The 17,964-nt window shown below is 46.8% G+C and carries 14 protein-coding genes; 9 read left to right on the top strand and 5 right to left on the bottom strand.

Going from position 1 to position 17,964, the window contains the following annotated elements; genetic code table 11:
- Positions 1–53: 53 nt before the first annotated feature.
- The 8 genes from QUB25_RS02950 to QUB25_RS02985 all read left to right on the top strand — a co-directional run bounded on the left by QUB25_RS02950 (position 54) and on the right by QUB25_RS02985 (position 8,606).
- The gene (locus tag QUB25_RS02950; RefSeq protein ID WP_333039185.1) at positions 54–716 is read left to right on the top strand and encodes a class I SAM-dependent methyltransferase; all 663 of its coding nucleotides are present in this window, start codon (positions 54–56) and stop codon (positions 714–716) included.
- A gap of 240 nt (positions 717–956) precedes the next feature.
- The gene (locus tag QUB25_RS02955) at positions 957–1,100 is read left to right on the top strand and encodes a DUF433 domain-containing protein (RefSeq protein WP_333181953.1); all 144 of its coding nucleotides are present in this window, start codon (positions 957–959) and stop codon (positions 1,098–1,100) included.
- A gap of 9 nt (positions 1,101–1,109) precedes the next feature.
- Positions 1,110–1,820 carry a M15 family metallopeptidase gene (locus tag QUB25_RS02960; protein WP_333181954.1) on the top strand — a complete coding sequence of 237 codons (711 nt, stop codon included), beginning with the start codon at positions 1,110–1,112 and terminating at the stop codon, positions 1,818–1,820.
- A 283-nt stretch (positions 1,821–2,103) separates the two neighbouring features.
- Positions 2,104–3,174, top strand: a complete 1,071-nt coding sequence (locus tag QUB25_RS02965) for a glucose-1-phosphate thymidylyltransferase (protein ID WP_333059972.1) — start codon at positions 2,104–2,106, stop codon at positions 3,172–3,174.
- Positions 3,175–3,520: 346 nt separating this feature from the next.
- A complete protein-coding gene (locus QUB25_RS02970) occupies positions 3,521–4,054 on the top strand; it encodes a hypothetical protein (protein WP_333059973.1) in 534 nt (177 codons plus the stop codon).
- A gap of 10 nt (positions 4,055–4,064) precedes the next feature.
- Positions 4,065–6,194 carry a glycosyltransferase gene (locus QUB25_RS02975; RefSeq protein ID WP_333181955.1) on the top strand — a complete coding sequence of 710 codons (2,130 nt, stop codon included), beginning with the start codon at positions 4,065–4,067 and terminating at the stop codon, positions 6,192–6,194.
- A 164-nt stretch (positions 6,195–6,358) separates the two neighbouring features.
- Positions 6,359–7,429: a glycosyltransferase family 1 protein gene (locus QUB25_RS02980; RefSeq protein ID WP_333181956.1), complete on the top strand. Its 1,071-nt coding sequence runs from the start codon at positions 6,359–6,361 to the stop codon at positions 7,427–7,429.
- A 94-nt stretch (positions 7,430–7,523) separates the two neighbouring features.
- Positions 7,524–8,606 carry a glycosyltransferase family 1 protein gene (locus tag QUB25_RS02985; RefSeq protein ID WP_333181957.1) on the top strand — a complete coding sequence of 361 codons (1,083 nt, stop codon included), beginning with the start codon at positions 7,524–7,526 and terminating at the stop codon, positions 8,604–8,606.
- A 231-nt stretch (positions 8,607–8,837) separates the two neighbouring features.
- Here QUB25_RS02985 and petG read toward each other — a convergent pair whose 3' ends face one another.
- Positions 8,838–8,957, bottom strand: coding sequence for a cytochrome b6-f complex subunit V (petG, locus tag QUB25_RS02990; protein WP_006632329.1), 120 nt, complete (start codon positions 8,955–8,957; stop codon positions 8,838–8,840).
- A gap of 180 nt (positions 8,958–9,137) precedes the next feature.
- On the opposite strand from petG, the gene QUB25_RS02995 reads away from it, so the two are divergent.
- Entirely contained in the window at positions 9,138–9,518 is a 381-nt protein-coding gene (locus QUB25_RS02995) for a cytochrome c (protein ID WP_333039203.1), read from the top strand.
- 145 nt (positions 9,519–9,663) lie between these two features.
- Here the strand turns inward: QUB25_RS02995 and QUB25_RS03000 are convergent, their stop codons facing one another.
- The 4 genes from QUB25_RS03000 to cysT all read right to left on the bottom strand — a co-directional run bounded on the left by QUB25_RS03000 (position 9,664) and on the right by cysT (position 17,879).
- Complete coding sequence (locus QUB25_RS03000; protein WP_333181958.1) at positions 9,664–14,964, bottom strand: DUF4347 domain-containing protein; 5,301 nt, start codon at positions 14,962–14,964, stop codon at positions 9,664–9,666.
- Between the two features lie 669 nt (positions 14,965–15,633).
- Positions 15,634–15,993, bottom strand: coding sequence for an NIL domain-containing protein (locus QUB25_RS03005; RefSeq protein ID WP_333181959.1), 360 nt, complete (start codon positions 15,991–15,993; stop codon positions 15,634–15,636).
- 157 nt (positions 15,994–16,150) lie between these two features.
- Positions 16,151–17,029 (bottom strand): sulfate ABC transporter permease subunit CysW, encoded by an 879-nt coding sequence (gene cysW, locus QUB25_RS03010; protein WP_333073479.1) that lies wholly within the window; start codon positions 17,027–17,029, stop codon positions 16,151–16,153.
- Positions 17,019–17,879, bottom strand: a complete 861-nt coding sequence (gene cysT, locus QUB25_RS03015) for a sulfate ABC transporter permease subunit CysT (RefSeq protein ID WP_333059981.1) — start codon at positions 17,877–17,879, stop codon at positions 17,019–17,021. The genes cysW and cysT overlap by 11 nt, the downstream gene beginning before the upstream one ends.
- Positions 17,880–17,964 lie beyond the last annotated feature (85 nt).

Raw genomic sequence — 17,964 nt, forward strand, 5'->3', positions numbered from 1 at the left:
ATTCTTATTGTTCTTAAACTAGAAAGAGTAAATCTAGTTTGCGATCCGAATTTATGTTGCTTCCAGCCGACCAACGCACCAAGTTAGACGACACCGACGACAATTTGTTCTATTCCGCTCCCCGGTTTGTGACTCACGTAGACGATGGATTCATTCAGCAACTCACCGATTTATATCGGGAACGGCTGAAACCGAATACTCGGATATTTGATATGATGAGCAGTTGGGTTTCTCACTTGCCCGACGAGATGCAATTTGCCCATGTTGAAGGGCACGGCATGAATGAAGACGAGTTGGCAAAGAATCGCAGACTGAATCATTATTTTGTGCAGAATTTGAACGCAAATCCCAAATTGCCGCTGCCGGATGCAGAGTTTGACGCCGTTGTCAACTGCGTTTCGGTACAGTATTTGCAGCACCCAGATGCAATTTTTGCCGAGATTCACCGGATATTGAAGCCGGGTGGCGTAGCAATTATGAGCTTTTCCAACCGGATGTTTTATCAAAAGGCGATCGCGGCTTGGCGGGAAGGTTCCGAGGGCGATCGGGTAGAATTAGTCAAGGGTTACTTTGATTCTGTCAAAGGAGCGAACATACCCGGGTTTAGCAAGCCGGAAGTAATTGTTCGCAAGCCTAACTTGCCGAGTTTTATGCAAATGCTGCGAATACCAAGCGGCGATCCGTTTTATGCGGTAGTTGCTTACCGCCAAAGTTAGGATTTTTTGGCAGTAAGGACTTTAGGACTTTAGGTGGAGATTGAAAGCACTAAAGTCCTTACTACAAACCAATCGAAAGCTACGCTTTTTAGGTTAGGATATATTTAATATTTGTTCCTAAAATAGGGAAAAAAAACTTGGGCAGCGCATCACACTCGATCCAAATATCTGTCAGGGAAAACCCTGTATTTGCCGTCTGTGATATGCAGTAAAACTGATTTTTGACTTCTCAGTTCTGGTATGAATGCTAAAGAAATTATAGATGACTATGACGATTTAGAACATGAGGATATTCTAGCTGCTTGGCTATTTGCCGCGCGGCTGACTCCAGTGAAAAGCATATACCGAGTATTGTATTTCATCAGTAATAATAAAGTAGGGTAACACCTTGATATGAAACCATATCAGCAAATAGCTATCGACGAATGCGGCGAACCTTTAGTCCCTATTCCAGCACAACATTTTGTCTTTGAAACGCCGCACCCTTATCAAAAGTTGGGTGCTCCCTATCACAATAGCAAAGCAGATTCGCCTTACTATTTGCGACAAGGAGTTGTAGATAGTTTAATCGCCGCTCAAACGGAGCTACAGCACAATTGTCAAAATTGGAAAATTCTGATATTTGACGCTTATCGGCCAGTGGAAGTGCAGCAATTTATGGTAAATTATACTTTTAATCAAATTGCCCTAGCTCAAGGCTGCGAATTTCCTGTTCCCGAAGACAAACGCCAAGTGATTATAGAACACGTATATCAATTTTGGGCAGTGCCGAGCCTCGATCGCGCAACGCCTCCCCCTCACAGTACAGGTGCCGCTTTAGATATAACTTTAGTGGATGAAAACAATCTGCAAATTGATATGGGTTCTCCGATTGATGAAATATCAGAACGTTCTTATCCCGATTATTTTTGTAATAGCAAGGAGCCGCAAAAACAGGAATATCACCGTCGCAGGCAAATATTAAAAAATGTGATGATAGCTGCGGGTTTTCAGCAACATCCTAACGAATGGTGGCATTTTTGTCTGGGCGATCAGATGTGGGCTTGGTTGACAAATCAAAACAATAGTGGTAGTCGATTGATTGCCCGATACGGTCGCTATTAAAACGGTACGGAATTAAATCGGAACTGGCGCACTTGCAACATTAAGAAAGGGGTTTTTTGACAAAAAACTCAGCTTTTAACTGCTTCCTGTGCCAATAAACCTGGTTTCTGACACTCTCTGCCTCCCGCACTATAAAAGTATGAGCAAAATAAATCATTTGTGTCAGGATACACTGCAACTATTGCCAGCGGGGTAGCGGTGGTTTAAAATCAACGAGAGCGAACAAGTGCAGGCAATATTTGCCTGCACCGCAAACCCTAAAGCATAACTCAGAGTTCACCCAATGAAAGCACTCATCCTCTCTGGCGGTAAAGGAACACGCTTGCGTCCCCTCACCTATACGGGTGCTAAGCAGTTGGTTCCTGTAGCAAATAAGCCGATACTGTGGTACGGAATTGAAGGAATTGTGGCGGCCGGGATTACGGATATTGGGATTATTATTAGTCCCGAAACCGGGGAAGAGGTGAAGACGAAAACAGGAGATGGATCTCGCTTCGGTGCGAAAATTACTTATATCTTGCAAGCAGAGCCGGCAGGGCTCGCTCACGCGGTAAAAGTTGCCAGACCGTTTTTGGGCGATTCTCCGTTTATTATGTATTTGGGAGATAACTTAATTGAAAATCAGTTAGATCCGTTTTTAGAGATTTTTAACACGCAGAAACTAGACGCTCTGATTATGCTGCGTCCCGTTTCCAATCCCTCGGCTTTCGGTGTGGCAAAAGTTGATGAGAAAGGACGAGTTTTGCAGTTAGTAGAAAAACCCAAAGTTCCGCCGTCAAATTTAGCACTGGTGGGGATTTACTTTTTTGCTCCTACTATCCACGAGGCGATCGATCAAATTCAACCTTCGCCCCGGGGCGAACTCGAAATTACAGACGCTATTCAACAGCTCATCAATCAGGAAAAACACGTAGAAGCCTGCAATTTAGAGGGCTGGTGGCTGGATACGGGGAAAAAAGACGATTTGCTCAGTGCAAACCAAATCATTTTAGATAGCCGTATCGTAGCTTCAACTGAATTAACAGTAGATGCAAAAAGTCAAATTATCGGGCGAGTGCAAATAGGAGAAGGAACGGAAATCATTAATTCTACAGTTCGCGGGCCAGTGGTAATTGGGGAAAATTGCCACATTGAAAATTGCTTTATTGGGCCTTACAGCAGTATTGCCGATCGCGTGACGATGATTGATGCTGATATCGAACACAGTGTAATATTGCAAGGGGCGAAAATAGTTGGCATTCACCAGCGAATTGTTGACAGCGTGATCGGGCAGCGAGCTCAACTCACCAATGCGCCGGCTCGTCCAAAAGCTCTGCGGTTTATGATTGGTGATGACAGTCAAATTGAGTTATAGCAATCCTTGCAGGAGTCGTAAACTTTTTACCCCACTCCAACCCTCCCCGCAGGTTCGGGGAGGGAGTAAGAAATTCACAAATGATTGAGGATTGCTATAGCTTAAATTGAGATATTGCCAATATCGGAAGCAATAATCCTGATTTAGCAAGAAATAAATTGTTTTGTGGGGAATAGGGGTTGGGCATCCTGCCTGCCCTTGAACAGGCTTTCCGGCCTGTTCCACAATTAATTACAATTAATCACACAGCAAAGCTGCCTGTTCACAATTAGTTACAATGATTGCAACAGCAAAGATGCCTGTTCCATAATTAAGTCATAGTAAGTTATCTCAAGGAGAGGAAAGTTTGGAGTACGAAGAAATACCAACTCAACAGATAATACATAAGTTACGGCAAACTTTGGAGCCGCGAATTGGTATAGCTGAGCTGTCGCTGTTGGGAACAGAAAATAGTACGATCGCCCAAAATGAAGATGATGAAGATATCGCCCTTTTAAAGGCAGGTTTCGACATTTATAACATCCCCATTACCTCTTACCAAAGGCGACTCGGTTCCGCAGTCATCGTCGTTAGGAAAATAGTCCGAAAATTGCTCAGACCCGTACTCGAACGACAAGTAATTTACAATTTTGCTAATACGCGGGTCGTGCATACATTAAGCACACAATTGCAAAAATTGCAAGAAAATCAACAAACTCTCTTTGAAAAAATTGAATCGGAATTCAGCAGCGAATATCCCGAAGTTACAGCACAGCTTGAGACTCAACAAAGAGCGATCGCAAATTTTCAGTCTGAAATAGAGCAAATTAAAGCAGTGCAGCAGCAACATACTGCTATTTTAGAGAAGATTACCGCTCAATTGCTCGATCGACAAAAATAAAGCATCAAAGATGACTACACTGCCCATATGTTCGTTAATTATAGTCAACTATAACGGTCTGCGCCACACGAAAGATTGCTTAAAATCTCTACAAAAACTTGCGTATCCCGAATCGCAACTCGATTTAATTGTAATTGATAATTGTTCTCAAGACGATTCCGTTAATTCCCTGTGCGAACTATTTCCCAAAGTTCGGATTTTTGTCAACTCCGCCAACAACTTTGCTAAAGCCCTCAACCTCGGCATCAGCGAAGCAAAAGGCGAATATATCGGGTTTCTAAATAACGATGCTACCCTTGACAGTCGCTGGTTAGAGATTCTTGTAAAACGGCTAGAAACTAATAAAGAAGTAGGTGCGACTAGCGGCAAATTGCTGTTTAAAGACGGGCGAATTAACAGCGCTGGTATTCAGCAATTACCTAACTTTTATTGGCAAGATGTCGGCTTTGCCGAAAAAGATTCGGGACAGTACGATACAGAACGGGAAGTCGAAGGGCTTTGTTGGGCAGCGGTGCTTTTCTGCAGGAAATGTCTCGAAGATGTCGGGCCAATAGATGAAGATTTTGTGATGTATTTTGAGGATGTAGAGTTTGCTAAACGCTGCCACAAACGCGGTTGGAAAATGCTTTATACTCCCGCAGCTATCGCCCATCACGAGTATAGGGGTTCGAGTAAAGGCAGCAAACTTACCGAGTATTTCTGCAACCGCAATCGGTTTTTGTATTTAGCCAAACATGAACCGTTGCAATTAGTCAAAGGAATTCATACTTCTGATTTTTTTACTAACAAGCAGTACGATTTGCTGTTCGAGAGTTTATTTGTAGCGATTAAAAAACTGCTAGATTATCAGAAACCAGAAATCATCGAAACAGTATTGCCACAGTTGTCGGAAAAGTTGGCGGTGATTTACAGTCGGATGAAGATCGATCGCATTTTGTCTCGCTTACAGGTGGTTCGGGGCGATCGCAAAATGTCGATCGCCATTTACGATCACGGACTGCATTTTATTGGTGGCGGTCAAAAATACGTCGCTACCCTCGCCTCGCTGCTACAAAATGAATTTGACATTACTTTTATCGCCAACAAACCAGTAGCTGTTTCCGACTTAGAATCGTGGTACGGACTCAACCTTTCAGGATGCAAAATTAAAATTATGCCCTTGGCGTTTTACGAGAAACGCGGAATGCAGTGCATCGATTCCAGCATCATCGTAGAAGATATGGAAAATCCCTTTGATGAAATTGCCAGAGAAAGCAAAAACTACGATATTTTTATCAATGCGAACCAACTGGAAAAAGTAAAACCACTGTCGCCGATCTCAGTATTTTTCTGCCACTTTCCCAATACCTTCCGCAACCGTCACTTTGCTGTCGATGATTACACTTTCATTATTGTCAACAGTCAATTTACCGTCAAGTGGTTGGAGAAACGCTGGAACCTACAGCCAACTTTTCTGCTTTATCCGCCCGTGGAAATGGCAACAGTTAAAGTGCCGAAAGAAAACATCATTTTAGCTGTGGGACAGTTTGAAGCTGGGGGAACAAAAAAGCAAATTGAACTAATTAAAGCTTTCCGCAGTTTGCTAGCAGATTATCCCGAAGATTTTCAAGGATGGCGACTAATTTTGGTTGGCAGCAGCATTCCGAAAAATCCTTATTTAAAGACTGTTCAGAATTTATTGAAGCAAGATTCAAGGGCGATCGAGCTCAAAGTCAATGTTGACTTTGATGAGGTAAAATCACTTTATGCTAGAGCAAGTATATTTTGGCATGGCTGCGGTTTGGGTGAAGTCAATCCTCAAAGATTTGAGCATTTCGGGATGGCGACTGTAGAAGCAATGCAAAATAGTTGTGCTCCGATTGTTTTCAACGGTGGCGGCCAACCGGAAATTGTCGAACATGGGCGATCGGGCTTTGTGTTCAATACCGTTGAGGAACTGTGCCAGCATTCACATCAACTAATTGTTAATCCTGATTTGCTAGCAGAACTTCAAGCTGGTGCACAGCAACGCAGTCAGAACTTTAGAATTGCACATTTTGAGAAAAAAGTCAATATTTTTTTTGATATTCTTCACCAAGAGTATGCTACAATTCGGCTGCCAAATCCTGCCGATATAGCTCAAATGCTCGATCGAACTTAAAGGCTAATTAAATAGTCCACCAGGGCTGAAAACCCCTAACCAAAAGCTAAAGTCCTCTTGCATAAGACTAATATCAAAGTCGATTTTATTACCGTTTTTTTCAGTCCGCGCAGGCGGACTTTGTATGTGTAGTCTCGACTTCCAGTCGCCGGAACTCTAAAATCATGTCTAATTCACTGTTAATCAATTTGTCCTTTTTAACACCCGAACCAACGGGAATCGGGACTTACGCCGCTAATCTTTTCCCGCAACTGCAACAGCTAAAACCAACATTACTCGCTTCCCAGCAAATTGACAATTATACTTGCTATCAAATCCCCGACACTCTGACACCGAATCGCGGCCCGAAAGGACAAATTAACAGGCTGCTGTGGACTCAGTTTGAATTACCTAAACTTTACCAAAAATTACAGTCTACCCTGATATTTTCCCCAATTCCAGAAGCACCTTTGTATTCCGGCTGCCGCTACATCGTCACAGTTCACGATTTAATTCCTTTGCGATTTCCCCGACGGTTTTCTAGATTAACAGCTTATTTTCGCTACTACATACCGCAGGTTTTGCGACAAGCAGAACACATTATTTGCGATTCTCAAGCAACGGCGGCAGATGTTGCTAACTTTTACCAAATTTCGCCTAAAAAGATGACCGCAATTCCCCTAGCTTGCGATAATATTAATTTTAGATATCTAGACTTGCCCGCCAAAAATTATTTTCTTTATACAGGTAGACACGATCCTTACAAAAACTTAGAAAGATTAATTGCTGCATTTGCTAGTTTGCCCGATCGCGCAAATTACGAATTGTGGCTAGCAGGGCCTCCCAATGCCTACACACCGCAGTTGACAGCACAAGTTGAAGAATTAGGTTTACAATCTTTGGTAAAGTTTCTCGGTTACGTTCCCTATTCTAAATTGCCCGTACTAATGAATCAGGCGATCGCCCTAGTTTTCCCTACACTTTGGGAAGGATTCGGCTTACCAATTTTAGAAGCAATGGCTTGCGGCACACCCGTCATCACATCCAACCTGTCATCGATGCCAGAAGTAGCCGGAGATGCCGCATTATTAGTCAATCCTTACAGCGTCGGAGAAATAGCCGAAGCCATGCAAACACTCGCCACAGATTCAAAAGTGCGATCGAACTTAAAAACTGCTAGTTTAGCCAGATCATCTCAATTTAGTTGGAACAAAACCGGAAAAGCAACCGCCAACATATTACAACAATATCTTTAAATCTCCCCTCTCTTCCTTTCTCCTCTCTGCGTCCTCTGCGCCCTCTGCGGTTAAAAAAACTCCCACCAAAAAACCGCAATCTACATCTTATCCCATGCCCAATTCCCAATCTAACTTACTAATCAACCTCTCTTTCCTAATTTCAAAACCAACTGGCTTAGCCATCTACGCCAAAAACCTATTTCCTCACCTAAAATCCCTCAATCCCACATTACTAACAGCCAAAATTTTTCCCAATAACAACTGCTACCAAATCCCCGAAAACCTAACACCAGAACAAGGAACCAAAGGACACATCAACCGATTGCTGTGGACACAAACCCAACTCCCAAAAATTTACAAACAGCTAAAATCTAACCTGTTATTTTCCCCAATTCCCGAAGCTCCTTTATTTGCAGGTTGCCGCTATATAATTACAGTACATGACTTAATAGCGCTGCGATTTCCCCGTCGCTTCGATCCTCTGACACCTTACCACCGCTACTACATTCCCCAAGTGCTGCGGCAGGCTCAACACGTCATCTGCGACTCTGAATCAACTGCCAAAGATATCGCTAATTTTTGCAAGATTCCTACTAATTTAATTACGCCAATTTTCCCGGGATATGATACCAGTTTTTTCCGTTTTCTAGACTTACCAACAAGCAATTATTTTCTTTATATCGGCCGCCACAATCCTTATAAAAACGTGCAGCGAGTGGTAGCAGCGTTTGCTGCTTTGCATCATAATTCCGAATACGAATTGTGGATAGCCGGTTCGGAAGACAAACGCTATACGCCGCTGCTGAAGGCGCAGGTTCAAGAATTGGGATTGGTCGATCGAGTAAAATTCCTAGATTACCTCCCCGCAGCCGACTTGCCCAAAGTCATCAACCAAGCGATCGCGCTGGTTTTTCCCAGTCTTTGGGAAGGGTTCGGCCTCCCCGTGCTCGAAGCAATGGCCTGCGGCACTCCTGTCATCACCTCTAACCTGTCTTCAATGCCCGAAGTTGCGGGGAGTGCAGCCTTATTAGTCAACCCCTACAGCGTCGAGGAAATTGCCTCTGCTATGCAAGAGCTTGCAGTTGATGCCAAAGTTCGATCGCACTTGCGGGAGCTCGGTTTAGCCAGAGCAAAACAATTTAGCTGGGAAAAAACAGGCTTGGAAACTGCTGCTATTCTCGATCGATATCTTTAACGAAGGAAGTTCGGCAACGGATGTAACGGATGTAACGGATGTAACGGATGTCGAGAAGAAGGAAGAGGGAAGTTCGGCAACGGATTCGGTAACGGATGTAACGGATGGAAGAAGGAAGAGGGAAGAAGGAAGATGGAAGAAGTCAGTAGGTAGATTAATGCCCCATGCCCCATGCCCAATTCCCAATTCCCCCTCCCCCTGACAGCCTGAGTTAGGGACTGTAGACCCCTTTTACTTATTGATACCCAACTGATCGCCGCGCTTGTACTGCTGATAAGCAGCAAAAAACAGCCCCGCCAGAGTAACAAAGATTAGACCCAGAACAATACCTGAAAGTAGCGGTTCTACCATGAGAGCTCCTTAACGTTAAGATTTAACAACCTATTTTTAATATTACCAGCACTTATACAGATGAATTTTCCCAAAAGCAGCCTTCCGTGGGTCTCAGAGCTTGCTCTCCCCGCTGCGAACGATTAAGCTATGTTATGAGAAATAAATTTTCTTGTAGATACTATTTTTAATTGAACTCCTTTGAATAACCAACTTGCCAGGAATGAAATTAAAAACCCGATCGAGCGACTTGCCATATTTGCGCTAGCGGTGTTGCTTGCCATCATGTTGACGATTCTCACAATACGTCAATTTCAAGTCGCCGATCCTTACGTCAAAAGCGTACTATCCCTAACGGGCAACCCGTTTCAGGGTTCCGCCATCTTTCAAATGAACTGTGCGGGGTGTCACATCTCCGTTTCAGACAGTCAAGTCGGGCCCAACTTGCACGGAGTGTCCGAGCGCAAATCCGAATTCGATCTGATCCGGCAAGTCACCAGCGGGCAAACCCCACCAATGCCGCAGTTTCAACCGAGTCCGCAAGAAATGGCCGACTTGCTGAAGTATCTCGAACAAATTTGACCAAAGAAGGGGAACGGAATTGGTTCCCCTTCTTTAGCAGAGCCTCTAAACATGGGTTTAGAGGCTCTGCTTTCGGGTAGTCCCTCTCTGCTGGGACGGCAGGCAAGTGTATGCTCGGTTTTAACTGCCGAGTTTGATCTGCCGACTAAACCAGCAAGCTAAAACTCTGAGCCGATAACTGGCTCGGCTGTACGCCCGTTAGTATAGCCAAAATCTGGTCGCTGTTGGCAAGCCCGATCGCCGTCGAGCCATTAGTTTCGGTCAATGACAGTTGATTGAAGTCCAAGCCTCCCACCAACTCGATCGAATCCACTCCTTCGGTGAAGTTGATAATGGTGTCAATTCCTCCGCTCGCTGACAAGACAAAGCCATTGCTGCCAATGCCGCCGACGAGGGTATCGCTGCCAATGCCGCCAAAGAGCAAGTTATCGCCGGTGTCACCAAAGAGCAAATCATCGCCACTGCCGCCAATTAAGGTATTGTTACCCTCGCCGCCGCAGAGAGTGTCATTGCCTTGATCGCCAATTAGCACGTCGTCGCCAGCGCCTCCCAAAATTACGTCATCGGCTTTGCCCCCGTACAATAAGTCATTGCCTTCGTCGCCAGAAAGAGAGTCGTTGCCACGATTGCCATAAATCGTATCGTTACCGCGATCACCAAAAATCAGGTCAAACCCTTTGCCACCGAAGAGAGTATCGCTATCGATGCCTCCGTAGACAGTATCGTTGGCAATATTGCCATTGATGTAGTCGCCGCCCCCTCGACCAAAGATCAAATCGTTGCCGCCCAACCCTAAGATAGAGTCATTGCCGACACTACCCACGATCGTATCGTCGCCGTTAGGGCCATTGATCACATTACCCGCTGAAGAAGTGCCGGGCTCATTGGGAGTAGCGATCCTGGGGAAATTCTCAGGGCAAACCAAATCTGTCGGTACAGGTGCAGGCGTCGGCGTCGGTACAGGTGCAGGCGTCGGCGTCGGTACAGGTGCAGGCGTCGGCGTCGGTACAGGTGCAGGTGTCGGCGTCGGTGCAGGTGCAGGGGTCGGTGCAGGTGCAGGCGTCGGCGTCGGTACAGGTGGCGGTGGTGGCGGCGTCGGCGTCGGCGGCGGCGTCGGCGTCGGCGTCGGCGCTGGGAAGTTGCCGAAGTTGATGCCGGTGACAATAGCGCCTGAAGTTAGGGCGATGTCGGCGGGTTCGGGTGTGCTTTGGGTGAACCCAGGTTGGTTGACTTCCCTGATGCGGTAGGTTCCCGGCGTTAGGTTCGCGAACAGGTAGTTGCCACTGTTGTCTGTGGTAGTAGTAACAGGATCAGGAGCAGTTCCAGCTACGACATTGGTTAACTGAATTTGGAAATTGGGTAAACCCGCTTCTCCAGCATCCTGAGTGCCATTGTTGTTGGTGTCTTGGAACTTCAGACCTTGGATCGCCCCGGGTTGCGGCAGGAAGTTGCCGAAGTCAATGCCTGTGATGTTATCAGAGGGATTAACCGTAACGGGGGCGGGGTTGGGGGTCGTCTGCGTCCAGCCATTTTGCTGGACTTCCCTTACCTGGTAAGTACCTGCGGGTATATCTCGGAGAGTGTAGTTGCCCGCTGCATCAGTGATGGTAGTCGGTTCGCCCTGCTGAAACAATCCATCCGGAGTGATACTGTCGAGGAATATTTGCCAGTTACCTAGCCCCAATTCTCCGGCATCCTTAACGCCGTTGTTGTTGAGGTCATTGAATTTTTGACCGCTAATAGTGCTCGACTGGAAGTTGCCGAAGTTGATATTAGCGATGTCTTGACCGCTGGTGACAGTGATGTCATCCGGGTCGGGGGTAGTTTGCGTCCAAGTAGGCTGCAAGACTTCCCGCACCTTGTAGGTTCCTGCTGACAAATCAAGGAATTGGTAGTTACCGGCGGCATCGGTGAGGGTGTTCGGTTCCCCGGTGTCGAGAGTGCCGTTATCGTTGGTATCGAGGAAGAATTGCCAGTTGGCAAGCCCTAGTTCCCCGGTATCTTGTACCCGGTTGTTGTTGAGGTCATTGAACTTCAGACCACTAATCGAGTTGGGCTTGAAGTTGCCGAAATTGTTGTTTTGGGAGTCGGTGCCACTGGTGACGGCGATCGTAAACGCGCCAGAAAGAGTAGGCGTGGCTGCATTGACGGGGGGTACAGTTTGCGTCCACCCTGTTTGTGGCACTTCCCGCACTGTATAAGTGCCGGCTGGCAAGTTGGTGAACTGGTACTTACCGACGACATCGGTGACGGTGGCGTTGGTGCCTGTTTCGGCTGGTACTGCGTCTTGCACGCCGTTGTTGTTGGCATCCAAGTAAATTGTCCAGCCTCCTAGGGGTTGTTCTGCTGGCAAATCTTGAGTGCCATTTTTGTTGAGGTCATTAAATTTGATCCCGCCGATTTTGCCTAGTTGGAGGTTGCCGAAGTCTTGAGCCGTAATGGGGGTGCCGCTGACCGGGTTAATTGTATAAAAAGGCGGGCCGGCGGTTTGTGAGAATCCCGTCGGCACGTCCTCTCTCACAAAGTGCCGCCCCGATCCTACGTTGGCAAAGCTATACGTCCCAGCAGCCGCTGGCGCTGTACCCGTAACTTGAGAGGAGATTTCCGCGTCACCGCTATCTAAAGTGCTGTTATCGTTAGTATCTTTAAACAAGCGAACGATAGTGCCGTTGAGGGGGGTGTCGTCAGCAGAGAAGCCGTTGCCTGTGAGGTCGGTGAATTTGGTGCCACTAACGGTGATGTTTTGGAAAATGCCGAAGTTTTGACCGGTGACGGGAGTACCGCTTTGGGCACTAACTAGAATTGGGGTAGCGGGGAAAGAGATGCTGGAGTTGGCTGGAGCAGTGGCTTGTATCAGGTAATTGCCGGGGCCGATATCCGAGAATGTGTAATCTCCGGCTCCCGCAGTCGTTACCGGCGCGCCCACAACCGTATCTGTGCCGACTTCTAGCGTGTTGTTGTTGTTGGTGTCTTTGTATAAAGTGACCGTGACGCCGTTGAATGTGGTGTCGGTGGCAATGTCTAGGACTTTGTTGCCGGCGACATCGGTGTAGGTTTTGCCCGCGATCGATGTTTTCTGGAAATTACCGAAGTCTCGGCCCGTAGCAGCATCAGCAACACCTGTGCTGTAGGGAGTTGCGCCTGTAGCGGGGAGAGTTTGCTCCCAACCTGTGACTGCCACTTCCTTAATCGGGCTGTTAGTCTTGGTGTCGGCGAGGGTGTAAGTACCGCCTATGGCGACGGTAGTTTGTTTTTCAGTGGTGTCCGGCGCATTGTTGTTGTTGTCATCTACATAGATAACAAAGTTTTGCGCTGGAGTTGTGGCAGTTCCATCAGTGCCGTCTTTAACGCCATTACCGTTGCTGTCGTTAAATTTCTGACCCGTGACAGTGGGGCCGTATTCGTAAGCGCCAATGTCAGCAGTACCGTTGACAGTGCGTGCATAGGGCTGACCGAACTGAGTGCCACGTTGGTCTGTAGTCAGAGCCGCACCAGTTATTGCGTTGAGGGCAGTGGCTGCGTTGCCAGTATTGATCGCGGGGCTGCCAAGAAGTAAGGCGTGGGTTGAAACAACACCGCCATTATTTTGCAGGGGGCCAAGTAAAGCCGCACCGCCAATTAAGTTGTTGGCACCTGTTGATACGACGTTACCTGTGATGTCAGGATTAGCACCGCCAGTATTGCCTGAGATGATTGTGTTATTGGCGTTGAAAGTCCCAGCGTAGGAAACACCGCCGCTATTGGTGCTGGCAGTGTTGAGGGTAATGGTCGTATTCGCTAGGTTAGCTGTAGCACCTGTGTTGACAAAAATCGCGCCACCTAAGCCCTGACCGGCAGTACCGTTGCCTCCAGCGGCACCACCTGTCACTGTATTCGCGCTAAAGGTGCTGTTGCTCACATTTAAGATGCTGCCTGTATTGAGGAAAATAGCACCTCCTAGACCCGATCCACCGCCTCCGCCAGTAGTACCGCCGGCACCAGCACCGCCACCACCACTAGCACCACCAGTGCTTCCAGCACCACCGCCACCACCAAAGCCACCAGCACCGCCGACACCAACAGTACCAGCGGTACCAGGAACAGTACCAGTACCACCAGCACCACCAAGGCCACCGGGGCCGCCACCGCCACCGAAACCACCAGCACCACCAGCACCACCGATAGCGCCATTACCACCGTTACCAGTACCAACTCCAGGGCCGCCAGCACCACCAATACCGCCAGCACCACCGCCACCACCGAAGATTCCAGTACCGCCAGTACCACCAACACTACCATTGCCTCCAGCGCCGTTGGTGGCTCCACCAGTACCACCAATGCCACCAGTGCCACCAGCGCCACCAGGGAAGCCTGAGCTACCATTACCAGCGGTGCCACCATTACCACCAGTACCATCGGGAGTACCACCAAGGCCACCAGCCCCGGCCGCACCAGGGGTACCGCCTACGCTACCAGTGCTTAAGTCGCTGTTGCCACCAGCGCCACCGTTTCCGGCTGCACCTGCACCACCTGTTGCTGTATTGCTAGCAAAGGTAACGCTGTCAATTTTGACAGTACCCTTGTTGATAAAAAGTGCGCCACCTAAGCCAGCGCCACCACCACCACCAAGAGTTCCCGGTTTGCCAATTGCTACTCCATTTTGAAGTGTGAGGTTAGATAAGGTGACTGTGGCAGTGGTGTCAACGAAAAATAGTCGGCTATTACCACCGCCGTCGATCGTAATCCCAGTTGTAGTGCTGCCAACAAAGTTAACAGGGTTACTAATTACAGGCAGAACTTGTCCGGGACTGAAGGTGATAGGACCAGTGATGTTGATATCATCAGCATCCGGCAGGACATTAGCAAAAAGGATGGCGTTGTTGAGACTGGTAAAGTCGGTAGCGGTAAAGGTTGCTAACACGCCACTGTAAGCTTCCTTCGCCTCTGCAGAAAATGCCAAAGGTGTTTCTATTTTGCCCGTAGTCACTTCCAGCACCCAGTCTCCACCCAGTGCCGCACTGCCGGTCAAGTTATCGGAAGCGGCAATATTTGCTCCCGTGAGCTGGCTCAGCCTTTCCACGAAAGCCACACCTGCTTCTGTGGCCGCGACGTTGCAACCGTAAAGCAGAATTTCGGGTTTAGCTGTAATTGGAGAGTTAGAGTTTGCCTCAGTTGTTGGCAAAGCAAACCAGGTTTCTAAATAATTGCGGTAGGTTTCAATGTTGCTGAGATTAAGCTCTGTGGCTCCCAGTTGCAAGCTGGCTGCTGCGCCGTGAGACAAAATGTGGACGGCTGCAATGTTTTTCCGCTGTTTAAGTGTTTCGGCGATTTGCTCGATGCCGTCGCGATCGCCTTTCAGAATAACAATTTCTGTATCGGGAGTGACCGTTTCTGTTAAACTTTCGCAATCTTTAACTTGTGAATCTGCAAAAACTATCTGGTGTTTCGGTTCTTTATAGAGTTCCACGTTTAAATTCTCCTGGTACACGCACACATCAAATTCATAGCACAAAGCAACCGCAGCAGCGATCGATCTTTTTCCAGGGCGGATGAGAGTCGATCGCCCCTAATTTCACCTAACCTAACTTTGACCTAAATTTAATATTGACAAAAACCTTTTTTTATGCTCCCCTGCCCTAACTGAGTTAGTTTGATTGTTTAGAAGTTTTAAAGGGGGATATTGTTCCGGCTGTTACAACAATGTTGGAGAAGGCTTGCACGCTGTTTATTTATATGCCAGAGATTGAGAAAATACCAGATTTTATAAAAATTGTCAATCGAATAATGAACCGATGGTGAGCGATATTTGTTAGTCAAGAGTCATCAGTCACAGTTATTAGCTGTAAGCTGCTGTTATTTGGTAGTTGTTAGCTGCTGAATTATCGGTATGTGCGATCAAACAACCCCAATCAAATTGCTTGGTAGGGAGGAATGCAAGTCCTCTGAGTTTTATGAAGGCTTGCATTCCTCACTAGAAGCTTGATAACGGTTATTTTACCGGAATAGATATGCTGGCTCATGACTAACATTCCTGGAGACTATTAGACTCAATAAACAGGCTCGAAGAAAGAAAATTTGTCGTCGCAGTCCAGAATATTAAGTCCTCTTCCACTAGGGTGCGTGCAAGACTCACTAATTACCAAGTTTCTTCATCGGGATTATTGGAATTGCTCCAGATTTCCACATCTAAATCATTGAGATAAAGCAGAGCACTTTCAATCTGTTTACTTGTACCATTAAGCTCCAAATCAAACCAGCCATCATCTAAAGTTTTGACACCTAACAAAGCTGCATTAAAATTCACCGTCAAACCGTATTCAGAAATCAAGTTAGATATCACAGGTTCCTGATGGTACTCTTTAGGAACACGAATGCGAATGCGGGTTTGAGTTGGTCTGCTGTCACCACTATCAGATTTGGGAATATCTGATTCTTGGGTTCTGTGAAAATTGCCGATCGCCTCAAATTCAGATTCGCTACTGTTGTGAGCTAACATTTGGGCCTCCTAATGTTTGTTTGAGTTTACATTTTGCACCAATATCTTGTAGAGTGCGGATCTGCGAAATTTTCGAGATTCCAAGCAGATTGTCGATAGCCACGCACCCTACTAATGACTAACAACTGCGTCTAGCCTACAGCCTAATGACTGATGATTATTCTTCAACCTCCTTAATGCTAGTTTTTCGTTCCAAAATCTCCTTAAGCACAAGGGTAATAACTCCTAAAAAACCTAGAATTACCGCCGCTGAAAATGCAGCTTGTGTCGCATACTGCTTGTAAGCATCCTCTACAAACAAAGGCAAAGTTTGCGTTTTTTTAGCAATATTTCCCGATACCACAGAGACGGCTCCAAATTCTCCCATTGCTCTAGCATTGGTCAAAATTACTCCGTAAAGCAATCCCCAGCGAATACTGGGAAGGGTGACATTCCAGAAAATTTGCCAGTCATTTGCTCCCAAAGTTTTAGCTGCCTCTTCTTGATCTGTACCGACTTCTTCCAAAACGGGAATTACTTCGCGGGCCACAAAAGGCAAGGTAACAAAAGCAGTAGCCAACACCATTCCAGGGAAGGCAAAAATAACCTTAATATTAGCCCCCTCAAGCCACGGTCCGAACCATCCCACCCGACCGTAAAGCAGTACAATCATTAAACCTGCAACTACCGGTGATATGGCAAACGGCACGTCTAAAATGCTGATTAATAGCGTGCGCCCGGGAAATTTATTGCGGCCAATTACCCAGGCTGCACACAAACCGAAGACTGTATTTACAGGCACAACTATCAGAGAAATTATCAGGGTAAGTTGGGCTGCATGCAGAAAATCGGGCGAGGTTAAGTTAGAAATAAATGGCTCAAATCCTTTTCGGAAAGCTTGGTAAAAAACGTTGAGCATGGGGATGAATAAGACGAGAGCAAGATAGCCGCTCGCAATTCCGATTAAAGTTGGTTTTACCCAGGCTTTCTCCTGACTCCGACTAGAACCTGCAGGCGGAAATTTGTAATCAGCGGGTGAATTGATATTAGCCGTCATAGCGTCTTCTCCATGCTTGTAATAGATTAATTGCGAACAGCATTGCTAGGGAAATACCTAACAGGATAGTGCCGATAACTGTTGCTCCTGCATAGTCGTACTGCTCTAATCTTTGAAAAATTAATACTGGAGCGATTAAATCTTTGAAGGGTATGTTAGAAGCTACAATTACAGTAGAGCCATACTCACCAACCGCTCGCGAAAATCCGAGGGCAACTCCGGTTAAAATAGACGGAAATAACGGGGGTAAAACTACTCGCCAGAAAGTTTGAAATTGAGAAGCACCCAAGCACCAAGCTGCTTCTTCGATGTCTTTTTCCATCTCGTTTAAAACTGGCTGTACAGTCCGCACGATAAAGGGCAAGGAAATAAAGATCATGGCTATTCCTACGCCCAAGCGAGTAAATGATATCTTGATTCCCAAGGGTGCAAACAGCCCGCCGATCCAGCCGTTATCGCTGTAAACTGTGGCGAGAGTTAAACCCGCGACGGAGGTGGGCAGTGCAAAAGGTAAATCGACTGCTGCATCGACAACCCGTTTTAAGGGAAAGTCGTAGCGGACTAATACCCAGGCAATTAATGTGCCGAATACTCCGTTAATTAATGCCGCCATTAAGGCCGTAAAGAAGGTGACATCGTAGGCGGAAAGAGCGATCGGACTGGTGGCAATTGCCCAAAATTCGGCGGGGTTTGCTGTGCTGGCTTTCAGCAGCATTGCTGCAACTGGGAGCAATAGCATTAAGCTGAGGTAGCCTAGGGTGATTCCCCAAGGTAATGTGATTTTGCCGATCGCCCTTTTGATATTTTCGATCGGAGACTCAGGGTTGCTGGTTGGAGATGATACAGCCATAAGTGAATAGTTTTGAGTTGTCAAGAATAGTGAATCTTTTAGAGCCCCGACAACTTCCGGGAAGTCGGGGCTCTGGGCATTCTGT

Origin of the sequence: Microcoleus sp. B3-D7 (assembly GCF_036705305.1) — a bacterium.
Taxonomy (GTDB): Bacteria; Cyanobacteriota; Cyanobacteriia; order Cyanobacteriales; family Microcoleaceae; genus Microcoleus.